This window comes from Shinella sp. (genome assembly GCF_035998705.1).
Classification (GTDB): domain Bacteria; phylum Pseudomonadota; class Alphaproteobacteria; order Rhizobiales; family Rhizobiaceae; genus Shinella.
Genome location: NZ_DASYHH010000019.1, coordinates 115,451 through 135,470 on the forward strand (window position 1 = coordinate 115,451; position 20,020 = coordinate 135,470).

Sequence of the window (20,020 nt, forward strand, 5' to 3'; positions counted from 1 at the left end):
GACATGAATTCCGAACGGGACCTTTGCCATGGAAACGCTCTTCGACCACGCCCTGATCGACACCAACCGGCTGCGCGCGCTTCGCGGCACGCCGGCGGATTTCCTGCTCGACGTGGTGGCGCGGGAGCTTGCGGAGCGCCTCAGCGTCATCGACCGCCGCTTCGAGCGGGCCGTCGAGCTGCACGGCCATACCGGCGCCACCGCGCGGGCGATCGCGGAAACGGGCAAGGTGGATACCGTCGAGCGGATCGAAAGCGATGCGCGGTTTGCGCGATCGGGCGAGACGCTGACGGTGGCGCCACTGGAAACGGTGCCGCTGGAACCGCAATCGGTGAACCTGATCGTCTCGCCGCTTTCGCTGCACCTCACCAACGACACGCCGGGCGTCTTCGTGCAGATCCGCCGGGCGCTGAAGCCGGACGGACTGTTCCTCGCGGCGATCCCGGGCAACGGCACGCTACAGGAGCTGCGCGAGGTGCTGCTGGCGGCGGAAAGCGAGATTTCGGGCGGGGCGAGCCCGCGGGTCATTCCCTTCCCGGATGTGCGGGATGTCGGTGCGCTGCTCCAGCGCGCCGGCTTCGCGCTGCCGGTGACGGACAAGGAGGCCTATACGGTCCGCTACGATTCGATCTTTCCGCTGATGCGCGATCTTCGTGCCATGGGCATGGCCAATCCGCTTGCCGGCCGCAGCCGCCGACCGTTGACGCGCGGCATGCTGCTGCGGGCGGCGGAACTCTATGCGGAACGTTTTTCCGATCCGGACGGACGCATCCGCGCGACCTTTTCCATCATCTATGTCTCGGGCTGGGCGCCGCACGAAAGCCAGCAGAAGCCGCTGAAGCCGGGGTCGGCAACGATGCGGCTTGCCGATGCGCTGAAGCAGGGCGGCGGCAGCTGATCCGGGTTATTGCTTTCCGGCGGAATCGATGCTGTTGCTGATGGTGCTAAAGGTTCCCGAGAGGCCGTTCTGGAAGCTCTCCAGGCCGAGCAGCAGGCCGATCGAGATCAGCGCCAGCAGCAGCCCGTATTCGACGGCGGTGCCGCCGTCTCGATCGGAGCAGAATGATTTCAGCAGTCTCAGCGCCATTCCCACCCCCGTGTTTGTCCGGTTCAGCAGCCGCTGCCCTGGCCATTGCCATTGACGATGCAGACGGCGCCCGGCATTTCCTGAAGCACGCTGCGGCGCACGGTATAGCGCTTGCCGCCTTCCGACGGGACCGATCCCGTCGAAATCATATCGAATTCGTCCGGCACGTTTGCCATCATGCGCTTGTCGGTCTTCGCCGACAGCACCGGGGTCAGGACCAGCGCCAGCGCTATGACGGCCGTGCCGAACAGCAGAGCAAGGTTCAACGCACCGGTCCGGGTATCTCCGGCCGGCGTGTAATCCTTCTCCTGAACGGTTTTCCAGAAGTCTTCGTCACGCATCACAGGGTCTCGTAGGCATTGCAACGTTCAAAGCTAATCTTTGAACGATGGTGCTGAACGATTGCTTAACGAGACGCGAAAAATGCAGGGTAAATTCCTGCCGACCCCCTCAAAGCCAAACTTCTCAAAGAAGGTCCATCAGGAAGGGGATGAGCGGTTCGTCGGCCGGCGGCATCGGATAATCGCGCAGCGCCTTGGGGCGCACCCACTTGATCGCCTGTCCCTCGCGGCCATGCGCCGTGCCCTCGAAGCGGCGGCAGATGTAGAGCGGCATCAGCAGGTGGAAGTCGTCATAGGTGTGGCTGGCGAAGGTCAGCGGCGCAAGGCAGGCCACCTTCGTCCGGATGCCGAGTTCCTCGTCCAGTTCGCGGATCAGCGTCTCTTCGGGCGTCTCGCCCGGCTCGACCTTGCCGCCGGGAAACTCCCAGAGGCCGGCAAGCGACTTGCCCTCCGGACGCTGTGCCAGAAGGATGCGACCATCGGCATCGACCAGCGCGCAGGCGGCGACGAGCAGGATGCGGCGGGGTTTTGCGACGGTCTCGGTCATGCCGCTTGAGGTCCCCGGTAGCTGTAGCGATAGACGTCGTGGAAGCCGGCGCGGCGGTAGAGCGCGATTGCCGCGGCATTGTCGGCCTCGACCTGCACCCAGGCGTGACGCGCGCCCTTGAGCTTCGCCCAGCGCAGGCTGGCATGCAGGATGGCGGTGCCGGTGCCCTGGCCGCGCCGTTCTTCCGCCACGCCGAGCTGGAGGATGCCGACGAGATCGTTGTCGTGCACGGCGATCGTCACGGCGGTCGGGCCGAAATCCGGTTCCTCGAAGATGAAGAGGCCGGTTTCCGGCTTGATGGCGTTGATGATCTCGGTAAGACCCGGTTTCAGCGCCGGATCGTCGCCGGCAACGCGGATGCGGGCATCGACGAAGCGGCCGACATCGTGGCTCGGCAGATGGTCGAGGCCCTCGTCGCGGATCAGCGTGGCGAGGTCGGCCATCATGACGATGGTGCGGCCGTCTTTCGCCCAGCCCGCTTCGTCCATGAAGGCGACGAGTTTCGGCGGGGTCAGCGGCGTCTGGCGCACCAGCAGCGGGCGGCCGTAGTCGGCAAAGCGTTTCGCCGCCTTCTGCAGGCGGATCTCGAGGTCGCGGGTGTCGGACGGGTCGAGCGGGTTCACCGAGTTCAGCCGGCGCGAGGGATGGCCGGCGGTCAGCCGGCAAAGCCAGCTGCCGTCATAGATCACCGAGGCCGCCGGCCAGGCGCGAAATCCGACGGCCTCGAGCCGGCGGACTTTGGGGAGATCGCTCGTCGTGTCTTGTCCGGAAAGGGTCACGCTGTGCGGGCCTTAGCTACGATAGTCGCCGTTGATCTCGACATATTCCTTGGTGAGGTCGCAGGTCCAGACCGTCGCCTTGCCGTTGCCGAGGCCGATTTCGACGCGTACCGGAATATCCTGCTTTTCCATGACGGCGGTGGTCGCCTCCTCGGAATAGGCGGGGTCGCGCTCGCCGTCGACGGCGACGCGCACGTCGCCGAACCAGATGGCGAGGCGGTCACGGTCGGCCATCTCGCCGGACTTGCCGACGGCCATGACCACGCGGCCCCAGTTGGCGTCCTCGCCGGCAACAGCGGTCTTGACCAGCGGCGAATTGGCGATCGAGAGCGCGATGCGCTTGGCAGCCGCGTCGTTTTCAGCGCCTTCGACGGTGACTTCGACCATCTTGCGGGCACCTTCGCCGTCGCGCACGACCTGGAGCGCGAGGTCCCGCAGAAGATCGTTGAGGGCGGCGCGGAAATCGTCGAGCGAAGAATCGTCCGCCGTCACCGGCGCCTGGCCTTCGGCCGCACCCGTCGCGAAAAGCATCAGCGTGTCCGACGTCGAGGTGTCGCTGTCGACGGTGACGGAATTGAAGGTCGGGCCGACGCCGGCCGAGAGCAGCGATTGCAGCACCGGGGCGGGGATATTCGCATCCGTCACGACGAAGGAGAGCATGGTCGCCATGTCGGGCGCGATCATGCCGGCGCCCTTGGCGATGCCGTTGATGCGGACGGTAATACCGCCGAGCGCGGCCGTGCGGGTCGCGACCTTCGGATAGGTATCCGTCGTCATGATCGCCTTGGCGGCTTCGAACCAGAAGTCTTCCGTGGCGGAAGTCCCGAGGCTGTCGAGCACGCCGGAGAATTTCGTGGCGTCGAGCGGTTCGCCGATCACGCCGGTCGAGGCGAGGAAAACCTCGCTTTCGCTGCAACCGATGGCCTTGGCGGCGGCTTCCGCCGTCATTCTGGTCGATTCGCGGCCCTTGCGGCCGGTAAAGGCGTTGGCATTGCCGGAATTGACGACCACCGCGCGGGCGACGCCGCCCGGCAGATTGGCGCGGCAGAAATCGACCGGCGCCGAGGGGCATTTGGAGCGGGTGAAGACGCCGGCGACCGTCGCGGGGCGATCGAAGATCATCATCAGCACGTCGGTGCGGTTCTTGTACTTGATCCCGGCGGCAGCGGTCGCCATACGCACGCCGCCGACCGGCGGCATTTCGGCATAGGTTTTCGGGGCGAGCGGGGAGATGGAACCGGACATGCTGTTTTCCTGCCTCAAGAAGAGGCCCGGCGAAAAAAGCCGGGCCATTGTCGATCTTACTGCTGGCCTTCGGTAGCCGGCGCTGCTTCGCCTTCGCCTGCTGCTTCCGGCTTGTTGACCGCGTCATAGGCGGTCTTCAGCGCCGGATCCTGGATATCGACGGGGGCTGCGACCTTCGCCTTTTCCAGAAGCTCCAGATACTTGTCGCGCATGACGAGCTGACGAACCTGGGCTTCGACCTGGTCGAGCGCCGGGGGCTGCTGCTGGCGCTTGTCCTCGATCTTGATGACGTGGAAGCCGAACTGGGTCTTTACCGGGACCTTGGAATAGGCGCCCTTTTCCAGCGCGAAGGCGGCCGTTTCGAACTCCGGAACCATGCGGCCCTTGCCGAAATAGCCGAGGTCGCCGCCTTCGGACTTGTTCGGGTCGGTCGATTTTTCCTTGGCGATTTCGACGAAATCCTTGCCGGCATCGAGCTCGGCGATCACGGCCTTGGCCTCGTCCTCGGTCTTGACGAGGATGTGGCGGGCGCGAATCTCGTCTTCCGGCTTGATGGCGGCGACTTCCTTGTCGTAACGCGCCTTCACCTCTTCCGGGGTGACGGCATCGACGACGTGCTTCTTGAAATAGGCGTTGTGCAGCTCGCGCTCGGTGAGGAAAGCGAGGCGCTGCTTGAAGTCGGCGTCGTTCTGGAGGCCTTCCTTGTCGGCATCGGCTGCCAGCAGCTTGACGTCGATGATCGAGGAGAGGGCTGCGACGCGCTTCTGCTCGTCCGGCAGGTTTGCGAGCTGCGGGTCGAGGCCGGCGATCGCGAGCTTCAGCTCCGATTCGTGGATCTCGAGCGCGCCGACCTTGGCGACGACCGGGTCGGCTGCGGCGTCCTGCGCGCGAACGCTGGTGCTTGCGGCGGCAATCGCGATAAGGGCGATTGCTGCGAGCTTGCTGTACTTGAACATATGAGACCTTTCACATCCTCGCCGGAATCGGGCCGATATCCGGTGCCAGTCGGCTCAACACCACCAGAATGTGGCAGTTGTGCAACCGTCTCGGCCGTTGACATCATTCGACCCCCCTCTTATCTGTCACGCAATCCCGCGTCCAGAACAGTTTCCGGGCGTCTCAAGGCATTGCGCGCAAATATCGTGCGACCTGTCACGCGCCGGGCGCCCATGAAGAAAGGACCATCCTGATGGTCAGCCTCGGCGGCATAGCCCGCAAGTTGTTCGGTTCCTCGAACGATCGTCGCATCCGCTCCTACAAGCCCCGCGTTGATGCGATCAATGCGCTCGAACCGGAGATGAAGGCGCTCTCCGACGAGGCGCTGCAGGCGAAAACCGCGGAATTCCGCGCGCAGCTCGCCGCGGGCAAGACGCTCGACGACATTCTGGTGCCGGCCTTTGCAGTTGCCCGCGAGGCGGCGTTGCGCGTCCTCGGGCTGCGCCCCTTCGACGTCCAGCTCGTCGGCGGCATGATCCTGCACGAAAAATCGATCGCCGAAATGAAGACCGGCGAAGGCAAGACGCTGGTGGCGACGCTGCCCGTCTACCTCAACGCGCTCGCCGGCAAGGGCGTGCATGTCGTCACCGTCAACGACTATCTCGCCACCCGCGACAGCGCGATGATGGGCAAGATCTACGGTTTCCTGGGGATGACCACCGGCGTCATCATGCATGGTCTCGACGACGACCAGCGTCGCGCCGCCTATGGCAGCGACATTACCTACGCCACCAACAACGAGCTCGGCTTCGATTATCTGCGCGACAACATGAAGTACGAGCGCAGCCAGATGGTGCAGCGCGGCCACTTCTTCGCGATCGTCGACGAAGTGGACTCTATCCTCGTCGACGAAGCGCGCACGCCGCTGATCATTTCCGGCCCGCTCGACGACCGCTCCGATCTCTACACGACGATCGACGCCTTCATCCCGATGCTGGACGCGGCGGATTACGAGATCGACGAGAAGCAGCGCTCCGCCAACTTCTCCGAGGTCGGCACGGAAAAGCTCGAAAACCTGCTGCGCCAGGCCGGGCTTCTCAAGGGCGAATCGCTCTATGACGTCGAGAACGTCGCGATCGTCCACCACATCAACAACGCGCTGAAGGCCCACAAGCTCTTCACCCGCGACAAGGATTACATCGTCCGAAACGACGAGATCGTCATCATCGACGAATTCACCGGCCGCATGATGCCGGGCCGCCGTTATTCGGAAGGCCAGCACCAGGCGCTCGAAGCCAAGGAAAAGGTGACGATCCAGCCGGAAAACCAGACGCTGGCCTCGATCACCTTCCAGAATTATTTCCGCATGTATTCCAAGCTCGGCGGCATGACGGGTACGGCGTCGACCGAAGCCGAGGAATTCGGCAACATCTACGGCCTCGACGTCGTGGAAGTGCCGACCAACCTGCCGATCAAGCGCCTCGACGAGGACGACGAGGTCTACCGGACCGTCGAGGAGAAGTACAAGGCGATCATCCAGGAGATCAAGGATGCGCGCGAGAAGGGCCAGCCGGTCCTCGTCGGCACGACCTCGATCGAGAAGTCGGAATATCTCGCCGAACGCCTCAAGATGGCCGGCTTCCAGGATTTCCAGGTGCTGAACGCCCGTTACCACGAGCAGGAAGCCTATATCGTTTCGCAGGCCGGCGTTCCCGGTGCCGTGACGATCGCCACCAACATGGCCGGCCGCGGCACCGACATCCAGCTCGGCGGCAACCTCGAAATGCGCCTGGAGCGGGATCTCGCCGAGATGGAGCCGGGTCCGGAGCGCGATGCCAAGCGCGAGGCGATCATCGCCGAGGTGAAGAAGCTGAAGGAGCAGGCGCTCGCTGGCGGTGGGCTTTACGTGCTTGCCACCGAACGCCATGAAAGCCGCCGCATCGACAACCAGCTGCGCGGCCGTTCCGGCCGTCAGGGCGACCCGGGCCGCTCGAAGTTCTTCTTGTCGCTTCAGGACGACCTGATGCGCATCTTCGGCTCCGAGCGCATGGATTCCATGCTGCAGAAGCTTGGCCTGAAGGAAGGCGAGGCGATCGTCCATCCCTGGATCAACAAGGCGCTGGAGCGGGCGCAGAAGAAGGTCGAGGCGCGCAACTTCGACATCCGCAAGAACCTGCTGAAATACGACGACGTGCTGAACGATCAGCGTAAGGTGATCTTCGAGCAGCGCATCGAGCTGATGGACAGCGACAACCTGTCGGAAATCGTCGCCGACATGCGCCATGAAGTGGTGGAAAACCTCGTCCGCCTGAACATTCCGGAAAACGCCTATGCGGAGCAGTGGAACGTCGCCGGGCTGAAGGCCGGCGTGCTCGAACAGCTCAATCTCGATCTGCCGATCGACGCCTGGGCGGCCGAGGAAGGCATCGACGAGAAGGACATTCTGGAGCGCCTGAAGACGACCGTCGACGAGGCGGCTCAGGCCCGCGCCGACCGTTTCGGCGCGGAAATCATGACCTATGTCGAGCGCTCGGTGCTGCTCCAGACGCTGGATCTCCTGTGGCGCGAGCACATCGTCAACCTCGACCACCTGCGTTCCGTCATCGGCTTCCGCGGTTATGCCCAGCGCGATCCGTTGCAGGAATACAAGGCGGAAGCCTTCGAGCTCTTCCAGGCGCTGCTGGCGAACCTGCGCCAGACGGTGACCGCGCAGCTGATGCGCGTCGAGCTGGTGCGCCAGGCCGCCGACGGGCCTGCACCGGCCCTGCCGGAAATGGAAGGCCACCACATCGACGGCACGACCGGCGAGGACGATTTCGGCGGGGGCAATGGCGGCGGCTTCGCGGCTGTGGGCGTCGCGCCGGAGAACCGCGATCCGAACGATCCGGCGACCTGGGGCCGCGTGTCGCGCAACGAGGCCTGCCCCTGCGGCTCGGGCAAGAAATACAAACATTGCCACGGCGCCTTCGAACAGGCCTGATGACCCCAGAAAATGCCGCCTCCGGGCGGCATTTTGCTGACGGGCTTCCCCCCACCCGCGACGTCATCCTCGGCCTTGAGCCGAGGATCCGCCGTATGCTCCGGGCATGGATGGTCGGGTCAGGCCGACCAAGACGGGGGAGAGGTTCGCGGCATTTTCTTTGCTCGCCGGGCGGCCCTTCATGGCCCCACCCAACCGTTTGTTAACCCTGATCTGACAAGACTGGCCTTTGTATAGTCTCGCGTAGCGTTCGGGTTCCTGTGTTGATGGCGGTCATTCAGTCGGCGGAAAAGTTGCTGCCATCCGGCCTGCGCGGCAAGGCGGAGCCGCTGGTACGCGCGCTTGCCGCCACGCTCGCCAGCGACGATCCCCGCAACCTAGCCCAGCGCATGGCGCTCATCGCCTTCGCCATCCGCGTCGTCAGCGCGGCCATCGCCTTCATCTCGCAGATCATCCTCGCCCGGGTGATGGGCGAGTTCGAATACGGCATCTTCGTCTTCGTCTGGGCGCTCGTCGTCATTTTCGGCGATCTCTCCTGCCTCGGCATCCATACGACGATCGTGCGCTTCCTGCCGGGTTATGTCGGGCGCAGCGCATATGCGGAAATTCGCGGCCTCACCTCGACCGCGCGCATCTTCGCCATGCTGACGTCGACGGGGCTGGCTGCCGCCGGTCTCCTGTGCCTTTGGCTCTTTCACGAATCCTTCGCCGGCTACTATCTCGTGCCGCTGTTCATCGGCCTGTTCTGCATGCCGATGATCGCGCTCGGCGACGTGCTCGAAAGCACGGCGCGCGCGCATAGCTGGGCGGTCGTGGCGTTGAGCCCGACCTATATCGTGCGCCCGCTGTTGATCCTCGTCTTCATGATGCTCGCCATCGCGCTGGACGCGCCGCATACGGCGCTGACGGCGATCGTCGCGGCGCTTGCCGCCACCTATCTCACCACGGTCGTGCAGTTCTTCAACATCGTGCGCCGGCTGGGGAAACGCTATGTCGCGGGGCCGCGCAAGATCGAGTTCTCGCTGTGGATCAGGGCCGCGCTGCCGATCTTCCTGATCGAAGGCTTCGGCTTCATGCTGACGAATTCCGACGTCCTCGTCGTCGGCCTGTTCCTCGATCCGGAAAGCGTCGCCATCTATTTCGCAGCCGCCAAGACGATGGCGCTGGTGCATTTCGTGTTCTTCTCGGTGAAGGCGGCCGCCGCGCCGCGTTTTTCCGCGATGTTTTCCGCCGGCGACCGCATGGCGCTCGCGCGGTTTGCCGGCGAGACCGCGCGCTGGACCTTCTGGCCTTCGCTTTTGGTGGGCGGCGGCGTGCTGCTGGTCGGGCATTTCCTGCTGTCGCTGTTCGGGCCGGCCTTCACGGCGGGTTACAGCCTGATGTTCATCCTGTTCGTCGGCATTGTCGCCAAGGCGCTCGTCGGGCCGGGCGAGGTGCTGCTCACCATGTCCGGCGAACAAAAACTTTGCGTCGCCGTCTATGCGGTGGCGCTCACCGCCAACATCGCCTTCAACGTCACGCTCATTCCGCTTTACGGCCTGACGGGTGCGGCGATCGCCACCACCAGCGCCATGATCGTCGAGGCGGTGTTGCTGCACCTCGCGGTGCGCACGAAACTTTCCATCATTCTCTTCGCCTTCGCCAATCCGGTGAAGGCGAGCCTTGTCAACGGGATGGACCACCATGACCGATAGCCACGGCTTCGACCACGCCATTGCGGCAGGACGTGCCCAGGCCGCCATCCCGCCGGCCCCGCCGCTGGCGCAGCCGCCGGCGGACAAACGCGTCGCCGTCGGCCGTCCGGGCCGCTCGCTCGCGCTTTATCCCGCGACTGCGGGGTACGAGTTGCAGCAGGAGCTCGATTTCCTGTCGAACCGCGTCATGGAGCCGAACGTCTTCTTCACCGGCCGGTTTCTGGCACCCGCCATGCCGCGCCTGGAAGACCGCACGGTGCGCCTCTCCGTCATCCGTGACGAGAGCAACGGGCGCAGCCGCATGCGCTTCCTGATGCCGTTCTCCGTCGAAAAGCCGGGTTTCTCCATCGGCTCCAGCATTCTTCGCGCCTGGTCCAACCCGTTCGGGCCGCTCGGCACGCCGCTCGTCGACGCGGAAGAGGCGGCCGAGACGCTCGACAACCTGCTGGATGCGCTCGGCAGCGCAGGCACCGGCCTGCCGCCGATCCTCGTCCTGCCGGACCTGCGCCTCGATGGCGCCTTCGCGCAGTTGATGCGCGCTGTGGCGATTGGTCGCAACCTGCCGGTCACCGTCACCGATACCTATCGCCGGCCGATGCTGGAAAGCCTGCTCGACGGCCAGACCTATTTGCAGAAGGCGATCACGCCGGAGCATTTTCGCGAGCTGCGCCGGCAATGGCGCAAGCTCGATCAGCTGGGTGCGCTCAGCTACAATGTCGCCCGCCAGCCCGCCGACATCCGGTTGCGCATGGAGGAATTCCTGCTGCTGGAGGCCGCCGGCTGGAAGGGCCGTGGGCGCACGGCGATGATCAACGACCGTTACCGCGCCGCCTTCGCCCGTGAGGCGATCAGCAACCTTGCGGAGACCGACGGCGTGCGTATCCACACGCTCGACCTCGACGGCCGCGCCATCGCCTCGATGATCGTCTTCATGACGGGCGGCGAGGCCTATACGTGGAAGACGGCCTATGACGAGGAATTTTCGAAATATTCGCCGGGCAAGCTGCTCATCGCGGAGCTTACCGAATGGCACCTCGACGACGCCAATATCGCGCGCTCGGATTCCTGCGCGGTGCCGGACCATCCGGTGATGAGCCGGTTCTGGGAAGAGCGCGAGGACATGGGCACGCTCGTCGTCGGCCTGCAACAGAACCGCGACCGCGACGTGCGGCAGGTGGCGGCCCAGCTTCACCTCTATCGCAACACGCGCAATGTCGCGCGGCTGCTGCGCGACAAGATCCGGTCGCTCGCCAGGCGTTAAGCGGCGAAGGAGGTCTCGTCTGCGGCACGCTTGCGCAGCAGGTGGCGGATGACTTTTCCCGAGGTCGTCAACGGGAGACTGTCAACGAACTCCACCTCGCGCGGATATTCGTGCATCGAGAGCCGCGATTTCACCCATTCGCGGATATCGGCGGCGAGCGCCTCCGAGGGCACCTGGCCGGGGCGCAGCACGACATAGGCCTTGACGATCTCGGTGCGCAGCGGATCCGGCTTGCCGACGGCGGCGGCGAGCTGCACGGCCGGGTGGCCGGCAAGGCAATCCTCGATTTCGCTCGGCCCGATGCGGTAGCCCGACGAGGTGATGACGTCGTCGTCGCGGCCGAAGAAGGTGACGTACCCGTCCTCGTCCATGCGGCCGAGATCGCCGGTGGTCAGCCAATCGCCGACGAATTTTTCAGCCGTTGCCCTGTCGTTCTTCCAATAGCCGAGGAACATCACGGGGTCGGGCCGCTTCACGGCAACCTGGCCCACGGTGCCGCGCGGCACTTCCCGGCCGTTGGCATCGACGATCGCGACGACATGGCCCGGCACCGGCTTGCCGATCGGCCCCGGGCGCGAGACGCCGAGCTTGCCGACCGAGCCGAGCACGATGTTGCACTCGGTCTGGCCGTAGAATTCGTTGATGGTGATGCCGAGCGTATCGCGCACCCATTCCCACGTCTCGCGGCCGAGCGATTCGCCGGCCGAGCCGATGGTGCGGAGATTCAGCCGATATTTTCCGCGCGGGTTGGCGACCGACTTCATCAATCTCAGCGCCGTCGGCGGGATGAACGCGTTGCGCACGTCCATGTCCTGCATGATGCGATAGGCCATGTCGGGATCGAATTTCTGGCCGGGCGAGGAGACGACCGGCACGCCGAGCAGCAGCGCCGGCAGGAGCACGTTGAGAAGCCCGCCCGCCCAGGCCCAGTCGGACGGCGTCCAGATGCGGTCGCCGGGCTGCGGCAGGAATTCGTGGTGCATCTGAAAGCCCGGCACATGGCCGAGCAGCACGCGGTGGCCGTGCAGCGCGCCTTTCGGCGGGCCGGTCGTGCCGGAGGTATAGATCATCATCGCCGGATCGTCCGGTCCGCTGTCGATGGCCTCGAACGGGCCGGCATGCCGGGCGACGAGGTCATGGAAGGATTTTTCCGCGGGATCGGCGACCGGGTCGGTGGTCACCACCAGTTCCAGCGTCGGAAGCTCCTCGCGGATCGGCTGCAGGCGCTCGGCGCCGAACCGGTTGGTGACGATCGCCCTGGCTTCGGCATTCTTCAGCCGGTAGAGCAGGGCGTCCGCGCCGAAGAGCAGAGCAAGCGGTAGGGCGATGGCGCCGAGCTTGTAGGTCGCGACATGGGCGATCACCGTCTCGAAGCCCTGTGGCAGAAGGATCGCGACGCGGTCCCCCTTTTTCACCCCTTCAGCGGCAAGCGCTGCCGCAAAGGCATCCGAGCGGGAAGCGAGTTCGCCATAGGTGAGCGAAAGCGATGGGGCGTCGGGCAGGAAATGCTGGAGACAGACGCGGTCCGGTTCGCGCGCCGCCCAGGCATTGGAGACCGCGGTGCCGATGTTGAACCGTTCGGGGATCTCCCAGCGGAAATCCCGGTACAGCGCATCATAGGTCGATCTCTCGGCGAGCATCCGGCGGCACTCCAGTTTGCTGCATTGCACCTAGCATTCCGGAGGGGCCACCGGCAATGGCGGCTTTTTGTAAGGCTCAGAGCCAGGAAAGGCGGTTGTCCACCTCCGTGACGTCCTTGAGCGAGGCCGCGATCGCGCTTGCCCGATCCGCCTCCTTGGGCGAGCCGACGCTGCCGGTGAGGATGATGCGCGTGCCCTTGCAGGTCACGGTGATGTCGGAGGCGTCCACGTCGCCGGCCAGCGACAGGGCGTCCGCCACCGCGGTCTCCAGCCAGGCGGGGTGGGGGCCGTCGAAATGTTCGGGCGGTTCGCCCTTGAAGGTGCCTTCCTTGAAGACCATGCCCGCACTCCTCTGTGGTGGGTTCAGTAGACAACGCTGAAAGATCGGATTTGTTCATGGCGGTTTAAGGGATGGTTAGGGGTGCTTCGATGTTGGGCAGGTCTGTGCCGAAACGGTTGTTGCCGGGCCTCGGGAGCCGCGTTAAGCATTGCCCATAGCCAGTGAGGGTATGTTTATGAGTTCCATCAATATTAGCGGTTTCACATCGAAATCCGGCGCCAATTTCAGCAAGTTCGTTTCGGAAAAATTGCATGACGTGCTCGACTACGAGAACGAAAAGGTGACGTCGAGCTTGCTGAAGTTCTCCAATGATTCGAAGAATTTCATGGCGATCGGCGGCTCGAAGCTGAAATATACCTTCGACGACAAGGAGGTTACCGGCATTACGTCGGGAACGATTACGTCTTTCAAGGCTGTGTCCGAAGGCCAGGCGCTGCTCGACATTACAAAACTGTCGCTCGCCGGCAAGAAACTCTCGGATGCGCTCGACAGCGGCAGCACGAAGACCTTCCTCGACACGCTTCTCTCCGGCAACGACGTCATCAAGGCCACCAAATATGCCGATACGTTCTGGGGCGGGGCCGGCAACGACACGCTCTATGGCTATGCCGGCAACGACCGGCTGGAAGGTGGTGCGGGCGCCGACAAGCTTTATGGTGGCGCGGGGGCGGATACGTTCGTTTTCCGCTCGGTGAAGGATTCGACCGTTGCCGCGGCCGGACGCGACACGATCGTCGATTTCAGCCAGACGGAAAAGGACAGGATCGACCTGAAAGCGATCGACGCCGATACCACGCTGGCCAAGAACCAGGCGTTCAGCTTCATCGGCAACAAGGCCTTTTCCAAGGATGCAGGTGAGCTGCGCTACGAGAAGAAGGGCGGGGATACCTTTGTCCACGGCGACGTCGATGGCGACGGCAAGGCCGATTTCTCGATCCGCATCGACGCGTCGATCGATTTCACCAAGGCTGACTTCATTCTCTGAAAAAGCCCAGGATGGTTGAGACCCAAGAGCGTGCACATCGCTCTCGGGTCCCCCTCACAACCGCATCCGGGGGTGTCTGCAGTTGCAGCCGTAAAATGCGGCTCTGCAAAATTTGTTCCCGCTAAAATGCGATTTTTCGGAGGGAGCCGATTCGGTTCGGATCGCGAGCCGACTTACAGCGTGCGCTGGATGAAATGGTGCACGTTCAACACCGTGCGCGAAGTGTAAGCGCCGTGATTTTGCGTGAAGTCCCAAGCCATGGCGCAAGCCAATGTAACGATGATGATCAGATATCTCATGGACGCCCACGCAGCTAAATGGCCTCTGGCGGCAGACGGAGCTGAAGTCGCTGATAGTCGAAGCGCAGCCTGGACTATGCGAGGCAGGGTGAACCTCGGCGTGGTCGGAGTCCATGTAATTTTATGATGCGCTAATTAAGTTATGAATGAGCCGTTAGCGCATGCGACGACATGCACCAAAAAGGCAAACGGCATGACGTCTACAGACCCCAAGAGCTGATCGCCTCGCGAGGATCGAAGCCTACGCAATGGACGTGCAGGCCGTTCGCCGGGTTCGTCTGCGCATAGCGTCTTGCGACGAGCAGGGCATATTTTCCGAAGTAGGTGCGCTGACGGTCGAGCAAACTCGGAACATCGCGCAGGACAGGCTTGCATCCTCCTGAACGATCCACGTCAGGTAGCAAGCTGCCGGGGATCCTACGGGTGAAAATGTTATTACGTTACGTTTCTGATTGACGAACGTAATAACATTACCTATGCAATCGCTGTCATTCCCGAGGACGCGATGAACAACACTTGCCTGAAATTCGGAAACCTCACGCTTGGCTACCAGGGCCGCGCGGCCGTTCATCGCCTGAACGGTGGTGTGAAACGGGATTCGCTCACCGCAGTCGTTGGCGTCAACGGGTCGGGCAAATCCACCTTGCTGAAAGGCATAGCCGGTATTTTGAAGCCGATCAGCGGAGCTTGCGTTCCAGGTTTTCGGCGCCTTGCCTATCTGGCCCAGCAATCCGAACTCGACCGGACGTTTCCGGCCGACACGATCAGGCTTTCCGTTTGCCTGGACGCGGTTGGATTAACCGGCTTCGAGACGCCTCGGTCGGTGGGTTGCTGCTCGCCTATCACGCGTCTTTGCCGTCCTGTCCTGCCATCATTCTGACGGCGGGCATCATCTACGCCGTGTCCGCCCTGGTCCGGGATGCGCGGAATGCTTCCGAGTGCCCTCATCTCCCGCCGCCACAGGCGTGATCGACCTGGCCTGCCCTGTGCCCGGCTGCCCTCTGAAAGAGACCGTGATCCTGGTGATGCAAGGCACAGAGACGGTTTTGCACCGACATCAAATCGAAACGGAGAAAATTCCATGCGTATTGCGAAAGCGCTTTTCCTCACACTCCTGCTTAGCGCATCGCTGCCGGTTACTTTTGCGCAGGCCGAAGCTCTGAAGGTGGCTGGCCCGTGGGAAATCACCGGCATCGAACCGGCCCAGACCGGCTACGTCTTCAGCCGTCTCCAGGTCGCCGAGACGCTCGTCACCACCGACAAGGAGGGTGCGCTTGTTCCGGGTCTCGCCGAAAGCTGGACGGCCTCTCAAGACGGGCTCGTCTGGACGTTCAAGTTGCGTGGCAACGCCCAATTCCATGACGGAACGCCGGTAACGGCTGAGGCCACGGTCGCCAGCCTGCAAAGGGCATTGGCAGGTGTCGGTGTCCTGTCGCAGGCGCCTATTGGCGGGATTGGCGTTGAAGGCACGGATATCCAGATACGGCTGACCAAGCCGTTCTCGGCATTACCCGCCTATCTCGTGCATTTCAGCACGATCGTCCTGGCTCCATCGTCGTTCGACGCGGTCGGCAAGGTCACGCAGATCGTTGGCACAGGCCCCTACAAGGTGAAGACCCTCACGCCGCCGGCGCTGCTCGAACTGGAGGCTTCCGGTGCGTGGTGGGGTGGCGAACCCGGTATTCCGGAGGTGAATTATCTTGCCGTGGGCCAAGGCGAGACGCGCGCCCTGATGGCCGAGAGCGGCGAGGCCGACCTCGTCTTCTCCATGCTTCCTGTCTCCGTCGACCGGCTGAAAGCCAATCCGAAGCTGGACGTGCTGATTGCCACAATCCCGCGCACCCGCCTCCTGAAGGTCAATGCCGCATCGCCCTTCTTCGATCAGGTCGAGGAGCGGCAGGCGATCAGTGCCGCCATCGACCGGGTCGGCACCACCAAGGTGATTTTGCGCAATGCCGATCTCGCCGCAACGCAGCTCTTCCCGCCGGCGATGAAAGGCTGGAACTCACCTGATGTTCAGCCACTGGAGAAAGACCTCGAAAAGGCTAAGGACCTGCTGAAGGCAGCAGGCTGGACGCCGGGGAGTGACGGTATTCTCGAGAAGGATGGAAAACGCTTCAGCGTGACGATGCTGACCTATGCAAGTTGGCCGGAGCTGCCGCCGATCGCCACCGCACTTCAGGCTCAGCTTCGACACGTCGGCATCGACGTCAAGGTTTCCGTCGGCAACAGCTCTGAAATCCCCGCGCGCCATCAGGACGGCACGCTGGAGATGGGCCTGGTATCGCGGCTCTATTCGATCGTGCCCGATCCGGTCGGCACGCTGCTCCAGGATTACGGGCCGGGCGGAAGCGACTGGGGCTCGATGGGCTGGGACAACAAGGAGATGCAGGCGATCGTCGATCAGTTGGCCGCGACAAGCGATCCCGCCGTCCGCACGCCTCTCCAGAAACGTGCCGTCGAAATCCTGCAAGAGGAACTGCCGAGCATCCCCGTGACATGGTCAGAGTTGGCCATCGTTTCCAGCAAGCGCATCGCCGGGGTCGAGGTCGATCCGCTCGAGGTGAACTACGGCCTTTCCTCCATCCGCTGGGCAGAATGATGGGCTTGGTGATGAGGAATTTTCTTCTGGCGCGCCTCCTGCAGGCCGGGATCGTTGCCATCGTTGTTGGCGCCTTATGCTTCGTGTTGATGCGCGTGCTGCCGGGCGATGCAGCCATGCGCATCGCCGCCGGCCGTTACGGACCGGACGCGCGCATTGCCGATGCGGCGGAAAAGGTACGCCTGGAGCTCGGCCTCGACCGTCCGATTGCCGCGCAGTTCATCGAATGGCTTGGCAGTCTCGCGCGCTTCGACCTCGGTCATTCGCTGGTCACAGGCCGCGCGGTGGCCCATGAACTGCAGGTCCAGCTTGGCGCTTCGGTCTGGTTGGCGGCCGCCGCGCTCATGCTGTCGCTGCTGATCGGCCCGATTGTCGGCCTCTTCGGTGGCCTGAGGCCGGGTGGAACCGTTGATCGCGTCGGTCTTATGGGCGCGGTCACCTTCCGTGCCATTCCGCCCTTCGTTCTGGGGTTGATCCTGATGTTGGTGTTTTCCCGGCAGCTCGGCTGGCTGCCGCCGGCGGGCTTTGGTTCCCCAAGGGAGATCCTGCTTCCCGCACTGACGCTGGCTCTCGGGCTTGCCGCCATGTCGAGTCGTATAACCCGAAGTGCGGTGGCAGCGGTGGCGCGCGCGCCGTACTTTGCCTTCGCCCGCTATAAGGGTCTTCCGGAGGCGGTTGTCGTGCGGCGGCACGGGCTCAGGAACGCGGCCATTCCCGTCGTCTCCTATCTCGGGCTCCAGGCCATCTACCTGATCGAAGGCGTCGTGGTGGTCGAGTCGCTGTTTGCCTATCCAGGCATTGGCCATGCGCTGGTGCATGCCATCGTCGAGCGCGACGTTCCCATGGTGCAGGGCACGGCTCTCACCATGGGGCTGATGTTCGTCGCCATCGCCGCCATCGTCGACCTTGTGACGCTTTGGCTCGATCCGCGTATGAGGAAGATCGCATGACCACGATGGACCAGACATATCAGCGGCCTGAAGGTGGCGTTGGAGCCACGCGGCTGGCCGGCGCCGGTCTGCTGATCATTCTCGGCGGTTTTGCCATTATCGGACCGGCGGTCATCCCGGTTGATCCCGCCGCCCAGGATTTTGGCGCCAGCCTTGCGCCGATCGGTGGTGACTATTTGCTGGGCGCCGACCACTACGGGCGCAGCCTGCTGGCACGGCTTGCTCATGGCGCACGCCTGTCGTTCGGAATGGCCTTTCTCACCATGCTGGCTGCTGCCGTACCAGGCGTCCTGTTCGGTCTGATCGCCGCCTGGAGAGGCGGTTGGACGGAACGTGGACTTGAATTCGTGGCGACCATCGTGTTGGCATTGCCCGGCCTCATGCTGGTCTTGCTGCTGCTCGCCTTTTCGCCGGGCAACTACGGTCCGCTCTTCCTCGGCCTGGCCCTGACGCTGTGGGTCGAGTTCTACCGGGTGACGAAGGCGGCTACCAAGACAGTCCTTGCCCAGCCCCATATCGAGGCGGCGCGCATGCTGGGCTTCGGCTCGCGCTACATCCTCGCCCATTATGTCGTGCCGGTGATCGCGCCGATGATCGCGATGCTTTCGGCCTTCGCGATGGCGACCGCCATCATCGCGGTTTCGACCCTGAGCGCGATCAGTGTCGGCCTGCAACCGCCAACGGCGGAGCTCGGCAGCATGATCGTTGAACTGTTGCCCTACTTCGCCGAGGCCCCGGTGCACGTGCTGCTTCCGGCCGCCCTGATCTTCCTGCTCGTTCTTGGCCTGCAACTTCTCGCTCAGGGAGAGCGCGCATGAATATCCAACTGATGAATGACCTTGCGGTTCACGACCTGTCGATCTGCGCGGCTGATGGACCAATCGTCTCGAACGTCTCGCTTTCACTTGGAAAGGGCCGGCCACTGACCCTGCTTGGCGAAAGCGGCTCTGGAAAGTCGCTGGTCGCCCAGGCGATCATGGGCAATCTCCCGCCGGTCCTGCGCGCTACGGGGCGCGTGATCTTCAGGGGCGTGGATCTATTCGAGGAGACGCCGGCGGAACGTCGCCTTCGCTGGGGCCGAAGCATCGGTCTCCTGCCGCAGGAGCCGTGGCTGGCGCTGGATCCGACAATGCGCGTCGGCTCGCAGGTTGGCGAGGTTCATCGCTACGTCAAGGGCAAGACGGCTATCGAGAGCGCCGCGGCCGCCAGGCAAAATCTGGCCGAGGTTTCCCTTTCTTCGGCCGAGGCTCTCTACCCGTTCCAGATCTCCGGTGGCATGAGCCAGCGGGCGGCGATCGCCATGGCCCATGCCGCCAATAGTGAGTTGTTGATCGCCGACGAGCCGACGAAAGGTCTCGACGCGGCGTTGAGGGATTCGGTGACGGCACGGCTCAAGAACGAGGTGGAGGCGGGACGATTGCTCCTGACCATCACCCATGATGTCGCGGTTGCCAGGGCGCTCGGCGGCACGATCGGGGTCATGCTGGATGGCCGGCTGGTTGAGCATGGCCCCGCCGAAGTGCTGCTCGAAGCACCGGAACATGCCTATACCAAGGCGCTTCTTGCCGCCGAGCCTTCGCAATGGGAGCGGCGAATACGGCCAGCGCCCGGCAAGACCGTCGTCACGGCCCAGGGACTGGAAAAACGATATGGCGACAGGGTGTTGTTTTCCGGCTTCGATATTGACGTGGCCGCTGGCGAGATCGTGTCCATCGTCGGTCCGAGCGGCTGCGGCAAGACGACGATCGGCAATATCCTGCTCGGCCTGACCAAGCCCGATGCAGGTTCGGTCGTCAGAGATACGGCGCTGTCGCCACTACGGTTCCAGAAACTTTACCAGGATCCGCCTGCCGCCTTCGCGCCGCTTCAGACAATACGCAAGGGCTTGAAAGATCTGGCCCATCTGCATGGCAAGGACTGGACCGAAATCGACGTGCTGTGCGGGCGCCTGCGTTTGCAGGATGCCTTGCTCGATCGCCTGCCGGGCGAGGTTTCCGGCGGTGAACTGCAACGGTTCGCGCTTCTGCGGGCGCTTCTGCTTGATCCCGCCTTTCTCTTTGCCGATGAGGCGACGTCTCGCCTCGATCCTGTCAGCCAGCAGGACGTTCTCACATTCTTGCAGGAACTCGTCGAGGAGACGGGCCTTGCGGTCCTGCTGGTTACGCACGACCGTGATCTTGCCGAAAAGATCTCGACACGATTCATCGACGTGGGCGTCGTTCATGACGAGACTGTCAATCTTGGGCCCTTTAGGGGTTCGACGTAGCACCGGAAGGCAGATGGACGGGAGCGTATCCACATGTGGTCCTGTGCGAGAACGATATTCTCGTCGGC

At 63.5% G+C, this 20,020-nt stretch carries 17 protein-coding genes and 2 pseudogenes; 11 read left to right on the forward strand and 8 right to left on the reverse strand.

Annotation, left to right across the window (positions count from 1 at the left end):
* Nucleotides 1-28 precede the first annotated feature (28 nt).
* On the forward strand, nucleotides 29-898 hold the full coding sequence (locus VGN93_RS14980; RefSeq protein ID WP_327508076.1) for a methyltransferase domain-containing protein: 870 nt from the start codon (nucleotides 29-31) through the stop codon (nucleotides 896-898).
* A 6-nt stretch (nucleotides 899-904) separates the two neighbouring features.
* Here the strand turns inward: VGN93_RS14980 and VGN93_RS14985 are convergent, their stop codons facing one another.
* From VGN93_RS14985 to VGN93_RS15010, 6 genes are all read right to left on the reverse strand, one after another.
* The gene (locus VGN93_RS14985; RefSeq protein ID WP_319315852.1) at nucleotides 905-1,087 is read right to left on the reverse strand and encodes a Flp family type IVb pilin; all 183 of its coding nucleotides are present in this window, start codon (nucleotides 1,085-1,087) and stop codon (nucleotides 905-907) included.
* Between the two features lie 23 nt (nucleotides 1,088-1,110).
* Nucleotides 1,111-1,428 (reverse strand): hypothetical protein, encoded by a 318-nt coding sequence (locus VGN93_RS14990; RefSeq protein WP_319315855.1) that lies wholly within the window; start codon nucleotides 1,426-1,428, stop codon nucleotides 1,111-1,113.
* 124 nt (nucleotides 1,429-1,552) lie between these two features.
* Nucleotides 1,553-1,975 carry an 8-oxo-dGTP diphosphatase MutT gene (gene mutT / locus VGN93_RS14995; RefSeq protein ID WP_327508077.1) on the reverse strand — a complete coding sequence of 141 codons (423 nt, stop codon included), beginning with the start codon at nucleotides 1,973-1,975 and terminating at the stop codon, nucleotides 1,553-1,555.
* On the reverse strand, nucleotides 1,972-2,754 hold the full coding sequence (locus VGN93_RS15000) for a GNAT family N-acetyltransferase (RefSeq protein ID WP_327508078.1): 783 nt from the start codon (nucleotides 2,752-2,754) through the stop codon (nucleotides 1,972-1,974). Before VGN93_RS15000 ends, mutT begins: the two co-directional genes overlap by 4 nt.
* A gap of 12 nt (nucleotides 2,755-2,766) precedes the next feature.
* Nucleotides 2,767-3,999 carry a bifunctional glutamate N-acetyltransferase/amino-acid acetyltransferase ArgJ gene (argJ, locus tag VGN93_RS15005; RefSeq protein ID WP_327508079.1) on the reverse strand — a complete coding sequence of 411 codons (1,233 nt, stop codon included), beginning with the start codon at nucleotides 3,997-3,999 and terminating at the stop codon, nucleotides 2,767-2,769.
* 56 nt (nucleotides 4,000-4,055) lie between these two features.
* Nucleotides 4,056-4,955 (reverse strand): peptidylprolyl isomerase, encoded by a 900-nt coding sequence (locus VGN93_RS15010; RefSeq protein WP_327508080.1) that lies wholly within the window; start codon nucleotides 4,953-4,955, stop codon nucleotides 4,056-4,058.
* 233 nt (nucleotides 4,956-5,188) lie between these two features.
* Between VGN93_RS15010 and secA the strand changes: the two genes are divergently transcribed.
* The 3 genes from secA (at nucleotide 5,189) to VGN93_RS15025 (ending at nucleotide 10,870) form a co-directional block, all read left to right on the forward strand.
* Entirely contained in the window at nucleotides 5,189-7,915 is a 2,727-nt protein-coding gene (secA, locus tag VGN93_RS15015) for a preprotein translocase subunit SecA (RefSeq protein WP_327508081.1), read from the forward strand.
* Nucleotides 7,916-8,181: 266 nt separating this feature from the next.
* Nucleotides 8,182-9,609 carry a lipopolysaccharide biosynthesis protein gene (locus tag VGN93_RS15020; RefSeq protein ID WP_327508082.1) on the forward strand — a complete coding sequence of 476 codons (1,428 nt, stop codon included), beginning with the start codon at nucleotides 8,182-8,184 and terminating at the stop codon, nucleotides 9,607-9,609.
* Nucleotides 9,599-10,870: a GNAT family N-acetyltransferase gene (locus VGN93_RS15025; RefSeq protein ID WP_327508083.1), complete on the forward strand. Its 1,272-nt coding sequence runs from the start codon at nucleotides 9,599-9,601 to the stop codon at nucleotides 10,868-10,870. Before VGN93_RS15020 ends, VGN93_RS15025 begins: the two co-directional genes overlap by 11 nt.
* Here VGN93_RS15025 and VGN93_RS15030 read toward each other — a convergent pair.
* Both VGN93_RS15030 and VGN93_RS15035 read right to left on the reverse strand, forming a co-directional pair.
* Complete coding sequence (locus tag VGN93_RS15030; protein WP_327508084.1) at nucleotides 10,867-12,510, reverse strand: AMP-binding protein; 1,644 nt, start codon at nucleotides 12,508-12,510, stop codon at nucleotides 10,867-10,869. The two genes, VGN93_RS15025 and VGN93_RS15030, sit on opposite strands and share 4 nt — an antisense overlap.
* A gap of 76 nt (nucleotides 12,511-12,586) precedes the next feature.
* Entirely contained in the window at nucleotides 12,587-12,850 is a 264-nt protein-coding gene (locus tag VGN93_RS15035) for a BON domain-containing protein (protein ID WP_327508085.1), read from the reverse strand.
* A gap of 175 nt (nucleotides 12,851-13,025) precedes the next feature.
* Here VGN93_RS15035 and VGN93_RS15040 point away from each other — a divergent pair, with 175 nt between their 5' ends.
* From VGN93_RS15040 to VGN93_RS15070, 7 genes and pseudogenes are all read left to right on the forward strand, one after another.
* Nucleotides 13,026-13,835 carry a M10 family metallopeptidase C-terminal domain-containing protein gene (locus VGN93_RS15040; RefSeq protein WP_327508086.1) on the forward strand — a complete coding sequence of 270 codons (810 nt, stop codon included), beginning with the start codon at nucleotides 13,026-13,028 and terminating at the stop codon, nucleotides 13,833-13,835.
* An 804-nt stretch (nucleotides 13,836-14,639) separates the two neighbouring features.
* Nucleotides 14,640-14,888: pseudogene (locus VGN93_RS15045) on the forward strand (ATP-binding cassette domain-containing protein); the annotation flags it as partial.
* 71 nt (nucleotides 14,889-14,959) lie between these two features.
* Nucleotides 14,960-15,098 (forward strand): annotated as a pseudogene (locus tag VGN93_RS15050) (metal ABC transporter permease); the annotation flags it as partial.
* A gap of 117 nt (nucleotides 15,099-15,215) precedes the next feature.
* A complete protein-coding gene (locus VGN93_RS15055; protein ID WP_327508137.1) occupies nucleotides 15,216-16,736 on the forward strand; it encodes an ABC transporter substrate-binding protein in 1,521 nt (506 codons plus the stop codon).
* A gap of 11 nt (nucleotides 16,737-16,747) precedes the next feature.
* Nucleotides 16,748-17,686 carry an ABC transporter permease gene (locus tag VGN93_RS15060; RefSeq protein ID WP_327508087.1) on the forward strand — a complete coding sequence of 313 codons (939 nt, stop codon included), beginning with the start codon at nucleotides 16,748-16,750 and terminating at the stop codon, nucleotides 17,684-17,686.
* Entirely contained in the window at nucleotides 17,683-18,504 is an 822-nt protein-coding gene (locus VGN93_RS15065; protein WP_327508088.1) for an ABC transporter permease, read from the forward strand. The genes VGN93_RS15060 and VGN93_RS15065 overlap by 4 nt, the downstream gene beginning before the upstream one ends.
* Entirely contained in the window at nucleotides 18,501-19,952 is a 1,452-nt protein-coding gene (locus VGN93_RS15070; RefSeq protein ID WP_327508089.1) for an ABC transporter ATP-binding protein, read from the forward strand. Before VGN93_RS15065 ends, VGN93_RS15070 begins: the two co-directional genes overlap by 4 nt.
* The last annotated feature ends 68 nt before the right edge of the window (nucleotides 19,953-20,020 follow it).

Bases quoted from the DNA above. Each gene is read 5' to 3' on its own strand.
- VGN93_RS14980 (WP_327508076.1), top strand. From the start codon at position 29: ATGGAAACGCTCTTCGACCACGCCCTGATCGACACCAACCGGCTGCGC.
- VGN93_RS14985 (WP_319315852.1), bottom strand. From the start codon at position 1,087: ATGGCGCTGAGACTGCTGAAATCATTCTGCTCCGATCGAGACGGCGGC.
- VGN93_RS14990 (WP_319315855.1), bottom strand. From the start codon at position 1,428: ATGCGTGACGAAGACTTCTGGAAAACCGTTCAGGAGAAGGATTACACG.
- mutT (WP_327508077.1), bottom strand. From the start codon at position 1,975: ATGACCGAGACCGTCGCAAAACCCCGCCGCATCCTGCTCGTCGCCGCC.
- argJ (WP_327508079.1), bottom strand. From the start codon at position 3,999: ATGTCCGGTTCCATCTCCCCGCTCGCCCCGAAAACCTATGCCGAAATG.
- VGN93_RS15010 (WP_327508080.1), bottom strand. From the start codon at position 4,955: ATGTTCAAGTACAGCAAGCTCGCAGCAATCGCCCTTATCGCGATTGCC.
- secA (WP_327508081.1), top strand. From the start codon at position 5,189: ATGGTCAGCCTCGGCGGCATAGCCCGCAAGTTGTTCGGTTCCTCGAAC.
- VGN93_RS15020 (WP_327508082.1), top strand. From the start codon at position 8,182: ATGGCGGTCATTCAGTCGGCGGAAAAGTTGCTGCCATCCGGCCTGCGC.
- VGN93_RS15025 (WP_327508083.1), top strand. From the start codon at position 9,599: ATGACCGATAGCCACGGCTTCGACCACGCCATTGCGGCAGGACGTGCC.
- VGN93_RS15030 (WP_327508084.1), bottom strand. From the start codon at position 12,510: ATGCTCGCCGAGAGATCGACCTATGATGCGCTGTACCGGGATTTCCGC.
- VGN93_RS15035 (WP_327508085.1), bottom strand. From the start codon at position 12,850: ATGGTCTTCAAGGAAGGCACCTTCAAGGGCGAACCGCCCGAACATTTC.
- VGN93_RS15040 (WP_327508086.1), top strand. From the start codon at position 13,026: ATGAGTTCCATCAATATTAGCGGTTTCACATCGAAATCCGGCGCCAAT.
- VGN93_RS15055 (WP_327508137.1), top strand. From the start codon at position 15,216: ATGCGTATTGCGAAAGCGCTTTTCCTCACACTCCTGCTTAGCGCATCG.
- VGN93_RS15060 (WP_327508087.1), top strand. From the start codon at position 16,748: ATGAGGAATTTTCTTCTGGCGCGCCTCCTGCAGGCCGGGATCGTTGCC.
- VGN93_RS15065 (WP_327508088.1), top strand. From the start codon at position 17,683: ATGACCACGATGGACCAGACATATCAGCGGCCTGAAGGTGGCGTTGGA.
- VGN93_RS15070 (WP_327508089.1), top strand. From the start codon at position 18,501: ATGAATATCCAACTGATGAATGACCTTGCGGTTCACGACCTGTCGATC.